A 15506-nucleotide genomic window follows, 5' to 3' on the forward strand; every position below is an offset into this window, starting at 1 on the left:
GTCGCCATGTTCGTCCTCCATGAGCAGAACAGGGGCCGCGATCCGGCCCGGAGCATGGCCGAGCGCTTCGTCGCCCGGGCCGAGGCCGCCGCGCGGGAGACGCAGCCCAGGCCCGAGCGTCGCCTACCCGTACCGCCGGCCGAACCGCGCCAGCCGCCGGGCGACTGGAGCCATTGCGCGGCGATACCCGAGCACCAGGAGGAGGCGGAAGCGCTGGCCCTGGCCGATCTGCGGCGGGTGGCGCGGGACAACCGGGCTGAGCTGAACCGGCTGGCGGACAAGCTGGCGTCCGAGGCCGAGCGGATGGGTACGGGTCTCGGGCCGAACGCGCTGCCCTCGCTTCGCCTTGAGGCGGTGGCGCGTGGTGTGGCGCGGTACTGGCACGAACGGCCGGCGGAGAGCATGCAGGCGGCGATACGCTTGCAGGGTGCGAGGAAGATCGGCCGCTATGGGACCGGCCCGCCCTCGTGATGGTGGCCGCCTGAAACCCGGACCTCACCCGCACCGACAATCCCGCCCCACCCCGGGTCCAGGGGGCGGTGCCCCCTGGCCGCCGGAGGCTGCTTCCTCCTCACACTCCGGGGGCCTTCACCCCTCACGCCGCCGCATGTAGTTTGCTGCGTCTTTTGGCGAGCGCGGTTTGGAACGGTTATGGGCGAGGTTGGAGCAAGGCTGGTGATTGAAACGGACATGGTGATCATCGGGGCGGGGCCGGTGGGGTTATTCACCGTGTTCGAGGCCGGGTTATTGGGACTGCGCTGTCATCTGGTCGACAATCTCGACAAGGTGGGTGGGCAGTGTGCGGAGCTTTATCCCGAGAAGCCGATTTATGACATTCCGGCTATTCCGAGCTGCACGGGCCAGGAACTGGTCGACAATCTGATGCGGCAGGCCGAGCCGTTCGGGCCGCAGTTTCATCTGGGCCAGCAGGCGGAGAAGCTGGTGCGGCTGGAGGACGGGCGTTTCGAGCTGACGACGAGCGAGGGCCAGGTGTTCCGGGCGCCGGTCGTGGTGGTGGCGGCCGGGGCTGGCAGCTTCGTGCCGCGCAAGCTGCCTTTGCCGGGGGCCGATGCTTTTGAGGGCACGTCGCTCTTTTACGCGGTTCGCCGGATGGAGACGTTTCGCGGGCGCGACCTTATCGTGGCGGGCGGCGGCGATTCGGCCCTGGACTGGGCGCTCAATCTGCATCCATTGGCCAAGAGCCTGACGCTGGTGCATCGTCGGGACGAGTTCAGGGCGGCGCCGGATTCGGTGCAGAAGATGCGTGAGCTGGTGGCCTCGGGGGCGATGAAGCTGGTGATCGGGCAGATCACCGGGCTGGAGGGTGAGGGCCCGATGTTGTCGGCCGTGGCGATCAAGGATGCGGCGGGCGAGGTCGTATCCTTGCCGGCGAATGCGCTCTTGGCTTTTTATGGACTGAAGATGGAGCTGGGGCCGCTGGCGAGTTGGGGGCTGGGCCTGGAGCGCAATCTGATCAAGGTGGAGACGGAGGCGTTCGAGACGAGCGAGCCAGGGATTTTCGCGATTGGCGACATCATTACCTATCCCGGCAAATTAAAATTGATCTTATCTGGCTTCCACGAGGCGGCCCTGATGTGTCAAAAGGCCTTCAAATATTGTCATCCAGACGAGAAGCTCGTGTTCCGTTACACCACCTCATCCACCGATCTGCACAAGAAGCTGGGCGTCGCCTGACATGGCTAAAGTGATCGTCACCGACCGTGAAGGCGCGGATCATGAACTGAACGGCCAGAGTGGCTGGTCGCTCATGGAGATCATCCGTGAGGCGAACCTGCCGATCGAGGCGGCCTGCGGCGGCTGCTGCGCCTGTGCGACCTGCCACGTCTATGTGGATGCTGCCTGGGTGGACAAGCTCGCTGCCCCTGAGAGCGACGAGAGCATGATGCTGGACGAGGCCTTTCAGGTGCAGGACAATTCGCGTCTTTCCTGCCAGGTCAAGTTCACGGACGCGTTGGACGGCCTCAAGGTCACGCTGGCGCCCGAGTTCTGATCACCGGCGGTCGGGGCATTCCCCGGCTGCCCGGCATCGTCTTGGCAGGACCGCCTTCAATTTCGGTTCGCCTGATGGCGCTCAGTCCGTCTTTCTTCGCGCCCGCGCCCGCGGCCTGCGGTCGGCGCCTGTTGCGCCCGCTTTCACGACATGATATCTAAGCATCAATTCCTATAAAGATCGACTGCCCGACTTCGCCCGCGTCGAGGGCGGTCCGAATGGCCGGCCTTCGACCGATCTCGCAGGGAACGTCAGCGGTCCGGAGAGTCGCGATCCTGGCGTGCCCGCGCGTCCTGCTGGACGCAGGCGGGTTCGCCGCCTCCCGTGCGTGCCGGCAGGACGCACGGGCGACGGGAGGAGTGCCGGATTCGGTGCCGCGATTGGAGTGGCAGGGTGCCGGCACTTGGGCTGACCGCAGGCGCAGGTTGCCGCCTCCCGCGCGTGCCGGCAGGACGCGCGGGGACGGGGGAAATGCCGGATTCGGTGTCGCGGTTGATGGCAGGGTGCGGGCGCGTGCCACCTCTCCGGCAGGTGGTGCGGGCAAGCGCGGGGCGTGTCGCCGCCGGCCAGGCCGGAGCCGAAGACTCCGCTGGTGCCCGGGAGACATTGGCATCAACGACCGGGCTCGTCGGTCCGGCCGCGCTGCCGGTTGGCATGGCGCATGGTAGCGATGTCGTCGAGTTCGCGGGCGGCGCGTTGCCGACGTTCCTCGTCCTCAAATCGTTGTGCCCGCTCGGCCAGCGTCTCGATGCGTTTTACCTCGCGATGCCGGGCGAACATGACCTCGCGCAACTGCTCACGTTCGCAAAGCAGTTCCTGGCGCATCTCCTCGGCCACCCGGCGTCCCGCCTGGCGGGCCTGCAGCCAGGTGCCGAGCGTAGCGACCTCTTCGGCCGTCCGGCTGATGGCGATCTCGTGTGGGAGGGCGTGGAGGTCGGCGGTCAGGGCTGCCTCCAGCGCTTCGATGCGCAGCTCGCAGTCACGGACATTGGCCCGCGCGAGGTCCAGTTCCGGCTGGCTCAGGCGCGCCAGAAGCCGCAGGGTCGCGACCTTCATCGCGCGCCGCCGCCGATGGGCTCAGCCCTTCCCGGCGGCGGCGAAACGGGAGGGTGCCCGTCGGTCGAACGTCGACGCTGCTGGCAGGGAACAGAGGCCTGGAGCATGGGCGACGGCGCCGCGCGTTCGGCGCTCGCTTCCGCCAGCCGGTCGCCATCGATCGCCCGCGCGAGTGATGGCAGCGCTGGCAACGCGGATCGCGCGCCGGCGGCGCAATGAGACGAAGCGGGGGCGGCCTTTGCCATGCACTTTCTCATCCGCCGGCACTCATGCCGGCTGGCTCGGATGCCAGGCAGGCGGCCAGCAGGTCGAAGGCATTCCCGGCCGTGGGCGGCTCGTCGGCGGATTGACGCATCAGCGCTTCGAGGCGTGGCATCCGGGCGATGGCTTCGTCGAGCAGCGGATTGGCGCCCGTCTTGTAAGCGCCCAGTTGAATGAGTTCCGCCATCTCGGCATGGCAGGCCAGCAGCTGGCGCGCGTGCTGCACGGATTCGCGCTCTTGTGGCGCATAGCAGTCGGGCGCGGTGCGCGAGAGGCTGCGCAGGACGTCAATGGCGGGAAATCGCCCGCGTTCGGCGATCTTGCGATCTAGGATGACATGGCCGTCCAGGATGCCGCGTACGGCGTCGCTGACGGGCTCGTTCATGTCGTCGCCTTCGACCATGACGGTGAAGAGACCGGTGATGCTGCCGCTGTCCGGACGACCGGGGCCGGCGCGTTCCAGGAGCCTTGGCAGTTCGGCAAAGACGCCGGGCGGATAGCCCCTGGTCGTCGGCGGTTCGCCCGCCGCGAGGTAGATCTCGCGCAGCGCCATGGCGAAACGCGTTACGCTGTCGAGGAGGCAGAGTGCCTTGAGGCCGCTGTCGCGGCAGGCCTCGGCGATGGTCAAGGTGAGATAAGCGGCCCGGCGCCGCATCATGGGCGGCATGTCCGACGTCGCGACGACAACGATGCTGCGTGCCAGACCTTCGGGGCCCAGCGTCTTGCTGAGGAAATCGTGCAACTCGCGACCGCGTTCGCCGATCAGGCCGATCACCATGATGTCGGCCTCGCTTGCACGAGCGATCATCGACATAAGGCTAGATTTGCCGACGCCGGTACCGGCGAAGATGCCGAGCCTCTGGCCCTCGCAGCAAGGCGTGAATAGGTCCATCGCACGGACGCCAAGATGGAGCTTTGAGCCGGTGCCGCTTCGCTCGTGGGCGGGTATGGCGGGTGCGTGGAGCGGATAGGGTCGAGGACCATTTCGCAGTGGTCCTTTTTCGTCCAGCGGGCGAGCGAGCGGGTCGAGGACGCGCCCCCGCCAGGACGCATCGGGCAAGACGCAGTGCTGACGCTCGTCGATGGCCACGCGGGCACCCAGCATGATGCCGCGTGGCTCCGCGTAGGGCAGGACCAGAGCACCTTCGGGATGAAGGGCCACGACCTCACCCAGCATGGCGCGCGCCCGGTCGAAGGGCCGGCCGGGCAGATATTCGGGCTCGATCCAGCACATGCTGCCGATGCTGGCCACGTCATCCAGGCCGGCGCAGGTAACGAGGCTACTGGAACAGCGCGTCACCCGTCCACCGCGCCGCACCAGCGCAGCATGGCGCAGATGGTCCAGCGCGTTCTCGCGCCACGGGCAAAGCTCGGCATCGATGGCCTGTAACGCCCGGGGGACGTCAAGGCCGGCAAAGGTTGGGGACGCGTTGGTCATGGATGGTCGTCGCCACGAGGACTGGTTTTGAAACGAAGGAGGATGTGCCCAATCTGCCCGTCGACCATTAACACGGCGTTAAGATCATTCTGGCAAAAAGGAGGCATGCGAGGGCCACAAACCGGAGTTTAAGATGCGCGCTCTTCTGATTGAGGATGACGCCGTATCGGTTCGTTTGATCGAGCTCGCTCTGAAAAGCGAGGGTATCATCTTTGAATCGACGGCCAGTGGCGAGGAGGGCATCGAACTCGCGCGTATCTACGATTTCGACGTCATCATCCTCGACATCCGCCTGCCCGACATCGAAGGCTACGAGGTGTTGCGTCGCCTTCGCCATGCTCGCGTGCGAACCCCGGTCATCATCGTCTCGGCCAAGACCGACCCGCTCGACAAGGCCAAGGGGCTGACCTGCGGTGCCGATGATTTCCTGAGCAAGCCTTTCGATCGCCGCGAGATGACGGCCAGAATTCAAGCCGTTGTTCGGCGCTCCAAAGGTCATTCGCAACCTTCCGTCAAGATCGGTCGCCTCAGCGTCAACATGGACGCCCGCACCATCGAGGTGGACGGCAAGCGCCTCAATCTGACCGGCAAGGAATACAGCATGATGGAGCTGCTGGCGCTTCGCCAAGGTACGACGCTGACGAAGGAAATGTTTCTCGACCATATCTATGGCGGCATGGACGAGCCCGAACTCAAGATTATCGACGTTTTCATCTGCAAGCTGCGCAAGAAGATTGCCACGGCGACAGGTGGCGAGAGCTATATCAGCACCGTCTGGGGTCGAGGCTACGTGCTCAGGGAAACCCTTGCTCCCGTCGATCGGGTGGCCTGAGCCGCTCCCCCAACGTCGCAATCGTCCATCCAGCGAGACCGTCGCTTGCCATCGGGCGCAAAGCGGTGGCGGACCGGTCACGCGGTCGTGTCTATTACCGGCCCACTCATGTATCGGTCTGCCGATCGCCCGCTACCGGTCCCACGGCGATAGCGTTTAGCCTCGACCAGCCGGCGCGGATACGGATCATGCATCGCCGCCTCGGCCCGTCTGTCATTGCATGTCCAGCCCGCCGGCGAGTAGAGCGCCTTCCGCTCGCGCGCGGCGTCGGGCATATCGTCAAGGCCTCCCGCTTCGCGCCGGCATTGTTCACCGGGTGGCCTTGGTCAGCTATTCGACAAGTCTCGAGACGGCCCCGACGATGAACATCCTCTTCCTCGTATCCGCGAAGACTGCCCGAGACACCCGACCGGCTCTGATCCCGTGATCAGCGTGACGCCGTATCCTTATTCGCGCTCCATCACGATCGTAGGACCTACGTGGCGCGCGTACCAAGGAGGTGCTGCAACCTCATCGTCTACGAGCGATCGGGATGACGCTGGCCAGGGGACTGCCCGGCCCGCGCTCGGCATCCGCCGTTTGCTTCATGTCGCGAGAACGCCTTATTTGCATCCCGGTCAATATAACGAAGCATGCCGCAGATCGCCCATAGCGAAGGCCGCGCGGCAGTCCCGTCGTCTCTAAAGTGATCGTGTTACGCGCGGAGGGCCGTCCGCGATCTCCGATCGAATCGGGCAGCGATGCTCGACCAGCAGAGATTTCGACGCCCGAAGAGACCATGGACCCCCGAGCCCTGCTAAGAAAAAGCGCCGCCGCCGACTTTTCGCGCGAGACGATTGACACAGCGATCGGCGGGTCGGCGGCCAAGCCAGTCTGAACGAACTTTCCTGGCGGTGCGGCACGACACTCGCTGGATGAATCTAGGCCTCTCGAACGCGCTTGACGCTAGCGGCGGCCCGCGTATTAGCAGGACCCGGCAACGATGCCGCGTGCTTCTGGCCGCAATGCACGCTTTCTCATGCCGAGCGCCTGGCGGCCGGATCGTCGTCTCAGCCGTCATAGCCGCCCGCCGGTACCGCTAAGACCCGATGGCGCCAGATCGCGGGTCGTTCAGGTCGGACACTCCCGAGCTTGTCGAGCCGCTGAATGCCGCGGAGGAGGACAGGCCGGCCTGTGCGCCCCGTTCGGTCGCGACATCGCGAGAAATGACGCTCGACGAACCGATGCGAACGTCGCAGCAGCAGAATCAAGCCGTGTGCTGAGGTCTTCGGCATCTCTCCAGACGAGAATGTCATTGCCCGCCTCGTCGATGCGTCCCTGTTAGAACGGCACGATAAGGGGCGATTTAGCGAGCCCCTACAGGAGCCTTCAAATCTCGCGGCCGTTATGGGCGGCGTCACCCGGCCTTGCGGAAGACAACACGGCCACGCCTGCCGACGATCCGCCACGCGGCCAGACAGTACCGGCGCGTCGCTCTCACGCGCCCGATCGAAGGGGCCGCTATCCTGCTCGCGTCGGCTCAAGAATGAGCGGGATGCGATGTGCCGCCTCGCATGTCTGCCCGTGATGATCTCCGGCCGGCCGAAACTCTCTTCGACTAGACGACGGGTGGAAATGGCCAGTGCGGTGCGCAACGTGCGTAGCCTAGACGCGTCGTTTCCGGCCGGCCGAAACGTTCGTGCGCCAGCAGACGGTGGCGCAGATGGTCGGGTGCGCGCCGACGAATGCGGCGGTGAGGTAGGGTCGGCCAGGGCAATCATCGCCGCACCGGCCAATGCGGTTGCCGGGCCGAGCATGCAGGACCCATATCGTAGTCGGCGCCGGGCACGATGCGAGTGTCGAGCGTCTCGAGCGCACCTTCGCGGGTCAATGATAAAGTTCGCGTCCCATCATCGCTACCGGTGGCTGCGGCCGTCGCGTGTCTTGATACTGCCGCAGCTTGTTACGCAAGGTCCGGATCGAGATGCCCAAGAATTCGGCGGCGCGCGTGCGGTTGCCGCTTGTATGATCGAGCGTCTGCGTGATGAGCTCCCGCTCCATGTCGGCGATCGTCATGCCGACGAAGCCAAGGTGGGCGTCGGGTACCGTCACGTCGTCACGCCGCAAATGACGCTGAAAGACGATGTTCTCGCCGTCAAGTGGACTGCCCTGACCGAGCAGAACCGCGCGATGAATGCAGTTCTCGAGCTCGCGCACATTGCCGCGCCAGGCATGCGCGCTCAGCCGCCGGAGAGCGGCCTGGGTGATCGGCGGCGTCGAGATGCCGGCCGCCTTGGCGAATTTCGCGGCAAAATGATGGGCCAGCGGCCCGATATCCAAGGGCCGCTCGCGCAAAGGCGGGATCTCGAGGCTGACGACGTTGAGGCGGAAATAGAGATCCTCACGGAACAGGCCGTCGCTTACGGCCTGTTCCAGGTTACGGTTGCTGGTGGCAATGAGGCGGATATCGACCTTGAGCGGCCGACCGCCACCCACACGATCGATCTCACGCTCCTGGATCGCGCGCAGCAGCTTGGCCTGCAGACGGGGATCCATCTCGGTTATTTCGTCCAGGAGCAGCGTTCCTGTATGCGCCTCCTCGAACTTGCCGACCCGCCTGGTCATGGCGCCTGTAAAGGCACCCTTCTCATGACCGAAAAGCTCGGATTCGAGCAGGGTCTCGGGAATGGCGGCGCAGTTCAGCGAGACGAAGGGCCCACCGGCGCGTTTGCTTCGGGCGTGAATGAAGCGGGCCACGACTTCCTTTCCGGTGCCGCTCTCCCCAGTGATCAGAACGCTGGCATCCGAGGCCGCGAACTGACGCGCCATGTGGAGCGTCTGGCGCATGCTGGGGTCGCCGCAGGCCGGCAGGCCTGGGCCATGTTCGAGCTGCCGCAAATGCTCCATGACCGATTCGATCGTCATGTCGAGGGAGAGGTGCTGGCGCCCTCGAACGGCATCGCCGGCGCCAGCTACGTTCTCGACGCCGACCAGGGTCACCTGGCCAAACTCCGTGGCAAGCCTGGCCTCGATCGACTGGAAACTGTCGTCATTGTCGACGAGGACGATCCAGGACAGTGGTCGCTCGCGCAGGGCGGCAAGCACAGCCCCCAGGCTTGTTGCCCGCTCGATCGTAACGGTATCGGAATTTGCCGCCGCCAGACGGCCGAGCAATCGACAGGAGCCGTCTCCTAGCGCGATGAGGTTCATGATCGCTTCCATGGAACTTTCACTCTCAGGTCCAGAGCTTGGGCGTGACGCACCGGCCGGGACAGTCGATTACTCGCCTTTCACGATCTCGGTCATCGTGATGCCCAGTCGTTCGGCGACGATGATGATCTCGCCACGCGCGATGAGCTTGTTGTTGACAAAGATCTCGACAGGCTCGCCGACCTTGCGGTCGAGCTCGACAACGGCACCGCGGCCGAGCTTGAGGAGCTGGCCGACCGGCAGATGGGCGCGGCCGAGAACGGCGGAGACCTGAACGGGCACGTCGTAGACCGCCTTTAGCCGATCGACCGCGTGACCTTCATGGACTTCCTCGGGAGTGGGTTGCTCGCCATCGCTCAGCTCCTTGAGATCCAACATGGGTTTTGTCCTTGCCTATGCCTGCGTGGTGGTGAGGTCGCTTATCGATGCCGAGTCGATCTCGCTTGGTGTGAGGCGCTCCCTCAGGCCGTCGAGCCAGGCGGTGCCGTCGATCTCGGCCCAGCCAGGTTCCCAGCCGATTAGAACCTGATGCGGAGCCAGCGCCGTCGTCGTCTCGATCTCGACGATCCGGGCAGCCTGCCGGCCTGCCAGGAGCTGCAGCAAGTCGGTACCTGGAAAGCCGGCGCCCGTCGTCACTCGGACGGGGGCCTGTCGAGCCGGATCCGTCGGTATCAACTCGATGGCACGTCTTGCCGTCGCCGCATCCAGCAGGCGTTCGCAAGCAGCCGCAAGAACGCCGCGCAGGATGTCGTCCTGACGCCGGATCGAGGCCTTGTAGCTCTCGATGATCGAGGCGATGACCCCTGCGACCTCGGCCTGGAGGTCGCGCTCGCGTGTGGCCAGCCTCTGCTCGAAGGCCTGCTCGAGGGTCTGCGCGGTCTCCTCGCGGATCCGGGCACAGGCGAGCTCGAGTGCGCTCGCTGCCGGTTCGGCCTCGGTCGGCACCTCTGTCGGTGCCTGCATCTTGGCCGCGATGAGCGCGATTTCCTCCAGGCGGCGAAAGACGGCCGTTTTGTCGGCTGCGTCCGTCTTCTTGCCATCCGGCATCCGGTTCGATTGGCGGGCGAAGAGGCGCATCTTAGATCACCATCTCTTCGTCGCTCTCCTCGAGCAGAACGATCTCCCCGGAGGCCGCCAACTCCTTGGCGAGGTTAACCAGGAACTGCTGCGCCTCTTCGACCTCGCGCAGCCGGATCGGGCCCATGCCGGCCAGCTCCTCGCGCAGCATCTTGGCCGTGCGCTCGGCGATGTTGCGCATGAACAGGTCGCTAATTTCCTGCTTGGCACCCTTGAGCGCGAATTTGAGTCGGTCATTGCCGGCGCGCCGCAGGAGGAGTTGGATGCCTGAATCGTCGATCTTGATCAGATCGTCGAAGGTGAACATCAAGCTGCGGATCTGGGTCGCAGCCTCCGGATCGGCCTGCTCGAGCATCTCAATCAGCCGGCTTTCGGTAGCGCGGTCGAAATGATTGAAGATCTCGGCCACCATCTCGTGATTATCGTTGCGATTGGTCCGCGCGAGATTGCTGACGAACTCGTTGCGCAGCGTCCGCTCGACGTCGGCCAGCACCTCCTTTTGCACGTTTTCGAGGGCGATGATGCGCCGCATGACGTCGAGAGCCAATTCGTCCGGAAACGTCGAGATCACGCGCGAAGCATGGGCGGGCGGGAGGCGCGCCAGGATGACTGCCACCGTCTGGGGGTATTCGTTGCGCAAATATGAGCCCAGCACCGCCTCGTTCACATTGCCGAGCTTGTCCCAGACCGTGCGTCCCTGGGGACCGCGGATCTCGTCCATGATCGATGCCACGCGCTCGGGGTCGAGTGCTTGCAAGAGCAGCCTCTCCGTGGCCCGGTAGCCGCCCATGATGCCGCTTTCATGCTGCATCTGCTGGCAGAATTCCTCCAAAAGGCGCTCGACCACCTCGCTGTCGATCCGGCCGATCAGGGACATGGTTTGCGACAGGTCCTTCAGCTCATCGAGCTCCAACATGGAAAGGAGCGAGCTTGCCTGCGTCGGATCGACGGCCAGCATGAAGGCTGCGGCCTTCTGGCTGCCCGACATGGTGTCGTAGCGGGGAACGATGTTGGACATGGCTTGATGGCTTTCCGTTCTTCGTCTCTCTGCTCTACTGACCGCCGCCGAGCCAGCCGCGCAGAACGCGTAGCGTCTCTTCCGGCCGCTCCTTGATGAGCCCGTTGGCATTCCGCACTAGCTCGCCGCGAATGGCGCCCGTGACTTGCGGCAGCTGGACCATCTCTTCCCCGGCGGCGGCATGCCCGGCGCCAGTGTTCATGCCGTCGGCGATTTCGGTGAGTTCGATCGGCGTGAACTCCCTGGTGGCCGTCGAGGTCAGCAGCGGGACATCGTCGCCGGTAACCAGGGCCGCTTGCGCCTCGATCGGGGTTGGCAGGACCTCGGTCCTTCCCGCCGCCCTGGCCAGTTCGCGCGTGAGGGGCCGTAGGCCGAAGAAGATCAGGAGAAGAGCAAGGCCGCCGAGCATGCCGTAATTGGCGATCTTGCCAAAATCGATGCGGCTGAGCAGCGTGGGGGCTGCCTCGTCGGCCAGGCTTGGCACTGGGCTGAACTTGCGCGAGACGATCTCGACCACGTCGCCCCGCTGTTCATCGAAGCCTGTGGCCGTCTTGACCAGGGCCGCCAGCTGCGCGAGCTCGCTCGCGTCGCGGGGCTGGCTGATGATCTGGCCATCGGCTGCCTGGACCTGAGCTTCGGCCACCTGGACGGCGATGGTTAGGCGCTTGATCTGCGCGCCGCGCCTGACGTGATTAGTGACCGTCTTTGAGATCTCATAATTTGTCGTTTCTTCGGTTCTGGCCGTCTTCTCGCTCGAACCCGGACCTGGAGCAGGCGTTGCGGCCTGCGCGGTCGGTAAATTATTGCTGACCGTGGTCGGCGAGTCGGGCTGGCTCTCGGTCCTCTCGCTCTTGTCCTCGGTCGTCTGCGTGCTGCGAGGTACGGCGCGATCGGGATCGAAACTCTCGCTCGTCGTCGTCTCGTTGTCGAAATCCATGTCGGCATGGATCTCGACCTCGACACGGTTCATGCCGATCGAAGGCTCGAGCAGGTTGAGCACCTTTTGGCGCAGCCGGCCCTCATAGCCGATGCGCTGGCTCTCGAGCTCGTCCTGATCGACCTCGTCATTGCCGTCTTCCCTGGCCCTCGCCAGCAGATTGCCCTGATCGTCGACGATGGTGATGCGCTCGGGCGTGAGCCCGGGCACGGCCGAGGCGACGAGCTGACGAATACCTTGGACCTGACGCGGCTCGAGCCCGGCGCTCCCTTTGAGCTTAACGAAGACGGAGGCCGAGGAGTGTTGCTGGTCGCGCTCGAACAATTCCCGCTTTGGCTGCACCAGGTGCACCCTGGCGCTCGCGACGCCGTTCAAGGCAGTGATCGTCCGAGCCAGTTCGCCCTCGAGTGCGCGCCGCAGATTGAGGTTGGTAAGAAGATCGGTCGAGGTGAAGGCGTTGCTGCTGTCGAGCAATTCGTAGCCGGCCGGTCCCGCGGCCGGCAGGCCGTTCTGCGCCAGGTCCATGCGCAGTTTGGCTACCATGGACTCAGGCACGAGGATCGTCCGGCCATCGTCGGAGAGCTTGTGCGCCACGCTCATGCCCTCGAGTCGGTCGACGATCTGCCCGGCCGCCGCCGGCTCGAGGTCGCCAAAGAGAATCGTGTAGTCGGGTGCTGTCACCTTGAAGATGAGGAAGGCGAAAAACCCCAGCGTCGCCAACGCCACGGCGCCCATCGCCAGGATGCGCATAGGCCCCAAAGCCTTGAACAGGCCGAGCAGCCCCGCTGCTGGTCCCCTGGAGGTGTCAGCGGCGTTCAAGGTGGCCGGCAACGTGGCGCTGTTCGTCATCAGTAACCGCTTTCAAAGGGCTCGCTCCGTCTAGACGACAGCATCTTGCCCGTGGACCGAGCGGCTGATCGCGCCTCCCGGCCGACCCGCCTTTCGCAACTGCGGTTCTGGTTCTACGTGGAACTAACTAATGATTGGTTAAGAAGACCCCTCCTGCCGGCAGCACCACCATCCCTCGCTCGCGGCGTCGGGGCGCGACCGGCGCCCCGGCTTGAAATTGCCGACGCCCGGTGATCCCTGGAGATTGCAGGGCTCCGTCCCGATCACGGTTTGGCGAGAGGAAGGTTCAGATGGGCTCTTCAGCCTATGGAAATAGGTGGCCCTGGCTGGGCCAAGTTGCGGCTAGCGTCTGGCGGTCAACCGGAAGGATTTGAGATGCGTGACCTTGAGGCCGCTCGGGCCGTGCTGTTCGATCAGCCGTACCCAGGAGGCGAATTCCTCCGCAGTCAGTTGGTAGCGCTGGCAGGCTTCCTCCAGGGTCAAGAGGCCTTCTTTCACCGCCCCTACGACTTTACTCTTGCGGCTGGCCACCCAGCGGCGCGTGTCGGGCGCCGGAAGATGGGCGAGGGCGGCCATGTCGACCGATGCTGTCATGGGATCCTGAGCTAGACGGATCTCATCCGGGGCCACCATTTCTTCGTTCATTGCCTTGCTCTTCGAGCGTTATCCCGCCGCCTTGTTGAGACGACCCGGATCGTACCTTGGCGAAAGGCCTACATGGCCAGCAAAGTGGAGCGCGGGACAGGGAAGGATCCGGGAGCGCTAGCCGCCTATTTCAGCCGCAACAGATCGTCCAGCATGTCGTTCGCCGTGCTGATGACCTTGGTGTTTGCGGAATAAGCGCGCTGGGTAACGATCATCTTGGAGAACTCATCAGCGATGTCGACATTGGAGGCCTCGATCGACGAGGTCGTGAGCGATCCCGCATTGCCTTCGCCGGCCGCGCGCATATAGACGTTCCCCGAGGTCTCGCTGGCGGCATAGAGATTGCCTGAGCGCGGATCGAGGCCACCCGGATTAGTGAAGGTGGCGATCGGGATCTGGTAGAGGGCCCGCGTCTTGCCGTTGGTAAAGGACGCGATGACCATGCCATCGCTGTTGATGCTGAGCCCGTTCAGTTGCCCGGTCGGGGAGCCGTTCTGGGTCAGCGTGCTGAAGCCCGAATTCTGCGACAGCTGGGTAAGACCCGAGGTCGTGCCGACGGTGCCGAAATTAAGCGTGATATCGTTGTCAGCCGCACCGTTATCGCTGTTCCACTTGATGGCGAGGCCACTAGCCGGCGTGCTCGGCGTGTAGCTGTTCGTCAAGGAGGGCAACGTCGTCAGCGTGCCGTCCGTGCCGAAGGTGACGTTCCCCGAAGCGATAAGGCCGTTTGGATGGGCGGTGGCATCGAGCTGTGCTGGATCGCCATAGGCTTCCATATACCAAGTGTTGGTTCCCGTCTTGACGAAGCCCAGCGTGACCGTCTGCGAGCGGCCCAGGCTGTCATAGATGGTGATGTTCTGGTTGACCGTGGGCTTCACCGGCGTCGGCGTAGAGCTGTCGGTCTGGCCGGCCGCGTAGGCGGCAAGCGCACCCGTCGCGGGTGCGGCGGAGATCGTCGTCTCGGCGTTGAGGTTGCCCGCGACCTTGATGTTCGTCGTTGCCTGGGCCAAGCCGACCGTGTCGGCGACGCTCACCGTTTCGAGCTTGTTGACGTTGATGGGATCACCGTTGGCATCCAGCTTCCAGCCCTGCAGATAGGAGCCGAACGATGTCACGAGATAGCCGTTCACGTCCTTGGTGAAGCTGCCATCGCGGGTATAGAGCTGCTCGCCCGAGCTGTCGGCGCTGTTGTTGACGGCAAAGAAGCCGCCGCCCGAGATTGCAACGTCAGTCGACGACGAGGTGCCCTGGATGAGACCCTGATCTTCCATCGTGTAGCTCGTATGAGTCTGCACGCCGCCCGAATTATAGGTCGTGCGCGACTGCGAGCTGGTCACGAGATCGCCGAACTCAGCCACGGAGCGCTTATAGCCGTTCGTGCTGACATTGGCGATGTTGTCGGAGATCATGGCAAGCGATCGGCTCTGGGCGTTGAGGCCGGAGACGCCGGAGAAGAGGGACCCGAAAAGGCTCATGGAGATCGATCCTTAGCTGAGAGATTGCGTTGAGGCTGGCTATCAGGATTGAGGGATGGAGACGGTGTTGACCGAGGAAAGGGGGACGGTCGTTCCGGCAACACCCAGCGTGACGCCGTCGGCGGCGAAATTGACGCTCGTGACCGTGCCGCTGCTATCGACCGTGCTGCTGACCGCCGCACCCGTGGCGTCCTTGGCCGAGATCGCCACGCGATAGGTCCCGGCAGCTGCCTGTGTGCCGTCATCCAGCGTGCCATCCCAGGTTACCGTGTTGACGCCGGCCGCGAGCTTGCCGACCTGCGTGTAAACGAGCTTGTTGTCGGAATTGTAGAAGCTCAGATCGACATCGGTCGCCTCGCTGGCCAACTTGTATGTGACGGTGGCACCGCTGCTCGTCAGCTCGGTCAGAGCATTGTTCAGGTCAATCTTCGCTCCCAGATAATTGACCGCCGCCGCCTGCGAAGCCGAGGCAGAAGAGGCGGCCAGCGTGTCGAGCTTGGTATTCGTCGCCAATTGCTGCTCGACTTGCGAATACTGGACAAGCTGGCTCGTGAATTTGTCCGTATCCATGGGCGAGAGCGGATCCTGGTTTTGCAGTTGCGTCGTCAGCAGCTTCAGGAAATTGGTGTAGTCACCAGCCAGGCTCGTCCGCGCCGAGGCAGCCGCGGAGGAGGCGGTGGTGGTACTGCTCGATGTCGAACTCGAAACGGTCGTCATG

The 15506-nt window shown here is 64.3% G+C and carries 14 protein-coding genes; 4 read left to right on the forward strand and 10 right to left on the reverse strand.

Annotation, left to right across the window (positions count from 1 at the left end):
* From CFB17_RS19205 to CFB17_RS10895, 3 genes are all read left to right on the forward strand, one after another.
* The coding region (locus tag CFB17_RS19205; protein ID WP_165769564.1) for a hypothetical protein at positions 1–471 on the forward strand (471 nt) is incomplete at its 5' end.
* A gap of 180 nt (positions 472–651) precedes the next feature.
* The gene (locus CFB17_RS10890) at positions 652–1695 is read left to right on the forward strand and encodes an NAD(P)/FAD-dependent oxidoreductase (protein WP_088561585.1); all 1044 of its coding nucleotides are present in this window, start codon (positions 652–654) and stop codon (positions 1693–1695) included.
* Between the two features lies 1 nt (position 1696).
* Positions 1697–2011, forward strand: a complete 315-nt coding sequence (locus tag CFB17_RS10895; protein WP_088561586.1) for a 2Fe-2S iron-sulfur cluster-binding protein — start codon at positions 1697–1699, stop codon at positions 2009–2011.
* A gap of 612 nt (positions 2012–2623) precedes the next feature.
* Here the strand turns inward: CFB17_RS10895 and CFB17_RS10900 are convergent.
* Both CFB17_RS10900 and CFB17_RS10905 read right to left on the reverse strand, forming a co-directional pair.
* The gene (locus tag CFB17_RS10900) at positions 2624–3067 is read right to left on the reverse strand and encodes a cation:proton antiporter (protein ID WP_088561587.1); all 444 of its coding nucleotides are present in this window, start codon (positions 3065–3067) and stop codon (positions 2624–2626) included.
* 253 nt (positions 3068–3320) lie between these two features.
* Complete coding sequence (locus CFB17_RS10905) at positions 3321–4766, reverse strand: FliI/YscN family ATPase (RefSeq protein ID WP_088561588.1); 1446 nt, start codon at positions 4764–4766, stop codon at positions 3321–3323.
* A gap of 133 nt (positions 4767–4899) precedes the next feature.
* Between CFB17_RS10905 and ctrA the strand changes: the two genes are divergently transcribed.
* Positions 4900–5598 (forward strand): response regulator transcription factor CtrA, encoded by a 699-nt coding sequence (gene ctrA, locus CFB17_RS10910; protein ID WP_088561589.1) that lies wholly within the window; start codon positions 4900–4902, stop codon positions 5596–5598.
* A gap of 1866 nt (positions 5599–7464) precedes the next feature.
* Here ctrA and CFB17_RS10920 read toward each other — a convergent pair.
* From CFB17_RS10920 to CFB17_RS10955, 8 genes are all read right to left on the reverse strand, one after another.
* Positions 7465–8787, reverse strand: a complete 1323-nt coding sequence (locus CFB17_RS10920) for a sigma-54 interaction domain-containing protein (protein ID WP_088561782.1) — start codon at positions 8785–8787, stop codon at positions 7465–7467.
* Positions 8788–8856: 69 nt separating this feature from the next.
* Positions 8857–9165: a flagellar motor switch protein FliN gene (gene fliN, locus CFB17_RS10925; protein WP_088561591.1), complete on the reverse strand. Its 309-nt coding sequence runs from the start codon at positions 9163–9165 to the stop codon at positions 8857–8859.
* Positions 9166–9180: 15 nt separating this feature from the next.
* Entirely contained in the window at positions 9181–9864 is a 684-nt protein-coding gene (locus CFB17_RS10930; protein WP_088561592.1) for a hypothetical protein, read from the reverse strand.
* 1 nt (position 9865) lies between these two features.
* The gene (fliG, locus tag CFB17_RS10935) at positions 9866–10882 is read right to left on the reverse strand and encodes a flagellar motor switch protein FliG (RefSeq protein WP_088561593.1); all 1017 of its coding nucleotides are present in this window, start codon (positions 10880–10882) and stop codon (positions 9866–9868) included.
* 34 nt (positions 10883–10916) lie between these two features.
* Positions 10917–12668, reverse strand: a complete 1752-nt coding sequence (gene fliF / locus CFB17_RS10940) for a flagellar basal-body MS-ring/collar protein FliF (RefSeq protein WP_088561594.1) — start codon at positions 12666–12668, stop codon at positions 10917–10919.
* Positions 12669–13010: 342 nt separating this feature from the next.
* Entirely contained in the window at positions 13011–13313 is a 303-nt protein-coding gene (gene sciP / locus CFB17_RS10945) for a CtrA inhibitor SciP (protein WP_243389854.1), read from the reverse strand.
* A gap of 125 nt (positions 13314–13438) precedes the next feature.
* Entirely contained in the window at positions 13439–14788 is a 1350-nt protein-coding gene (gene flgE, locus CFB17_RS10950; RefSeq protein WP_088561595.1) for a flagellar hook protein FlgE, read from the reverse strand.
* 42 nt (positions 14789–14830) lie between these two features.
* Complete coding sequence (locus CFB17_RS10955) at positions 14831–15505, reverse strand: flagellar hook assembly protein FlgD (RefSeq protein ID WP_088561596.1); 675 nt, start codon at positions 15503–15505, stop codon at positions 14831–14833.
* Between the last annotated feature and the right edge of the window lies 1 nt (position 15506).

This window comes from Arboricoccus pini (genome assembly GCF_900187945.1).
Classification (GTDB): Bacteria; Pseudomonadota; Alphaproteobacteria; order Geminicoccales; family Geminicoccaceae; genus Arboricoccus; species Arboricoccus pini.

What these genes read in the sequence shown, in the direction of transcription:
- CFB17_RS10900 (WP_088561587.1), bottom strand. Translation starts at nt 3,067, where the DNA reads ATGAAGGTCGCGACCCTGCGGCTTCTGGCGCGCCTGAGCCAGCCGGAA.
- fliG (WP_088561593.1), bottom strand. Translation starts at nt 10,882, where the DNA reads ATGTCCAACATCGTTCCCCGCTACGACACCATGTCGGGCAGCCAGAAG.
- CFB17_RS10890 (WP_088561585.1), top strand. Translation starts at nt 652, where the DNA reads ATGGGCGAGGTTGGAGCAAGGCTGGTGATTGAAACGGACATGGTGATC.
- fliF (WP_088561594.1), bottom strand. Translation starts at nt 12,668, where the DNA reads ATGACGAACAGCGCCACGTTGCCGGCCACCTTGAACGCCGCTGACACC.
- flgE (WP_088561595.1), bottom strand. Translation starts at nt 14,788, where the DNA reads ATGAGCCTTTTCGGGTCCCTCTTCTCCGGCGTCTCCGGCCTCAACGCC.
- CFB17_RS10895 (WP_088561586.1), top strand. Translation starts at nt 1,697, where the DNA reads ATGGCTAAAGTGATCGTCACCGACCGTGAAGGCGCGGATCATGAACTG.
- fliN (WP_088561591.1), bottom strand. Translation starts at nt 9,165, where the DNA reads ATGTTGGATCTCAAGGAGCTGAGCGATGGCGAGCAACCCACTCCCGAG.
- ctrA (WP_088561589.1), top strand. Translation starts at nt 4,900, where the DNA reads ATGCGCGCTCTTCTGATTGAGGATGACGCCGTATCGGTTCGTTTGATC.
- sciP (WP_243389854.1), bottom strand. Translation starts at nt 13,313, where the DNA reads ATGAACGAAGAAATGGTGGCCCCGGATGAGATCCGTCTAGCTCAGGAT.
- CFB17_RS10905 (WP_088561588.1), bottom strand. Translation starts at nt 4,766, where the DNA reads ATGACCAACGCGTCCCCAACCTTTGCCGGCCTTGACGTCCCCCGGGCG.
- CFB17_RS10955 (WP_088561596.1), bottom strand. Translation starts at nt 15,505, where the DNA reads ATGACGACCGTTTCGAGTTCGACATCGAGCAGTACCACCACCGCCTCC.
- CFB17_RS10920 (WP_088561782.1), bottom strand. Translation starts at nt 8,787, where the DNA reads ATGAACCTCATCGCGCTAGGAGACGGCTCCTGTCGATTGCTCGGCCGT.
- CFB17_RS10930 (WP_088561592.1), bottom strand. Translation starts at nt 9,864, where the DNA reads ATGCGCCTCTTCGCCCGCCAATCGAACCGGATGCCGGATGGCAAGAAG.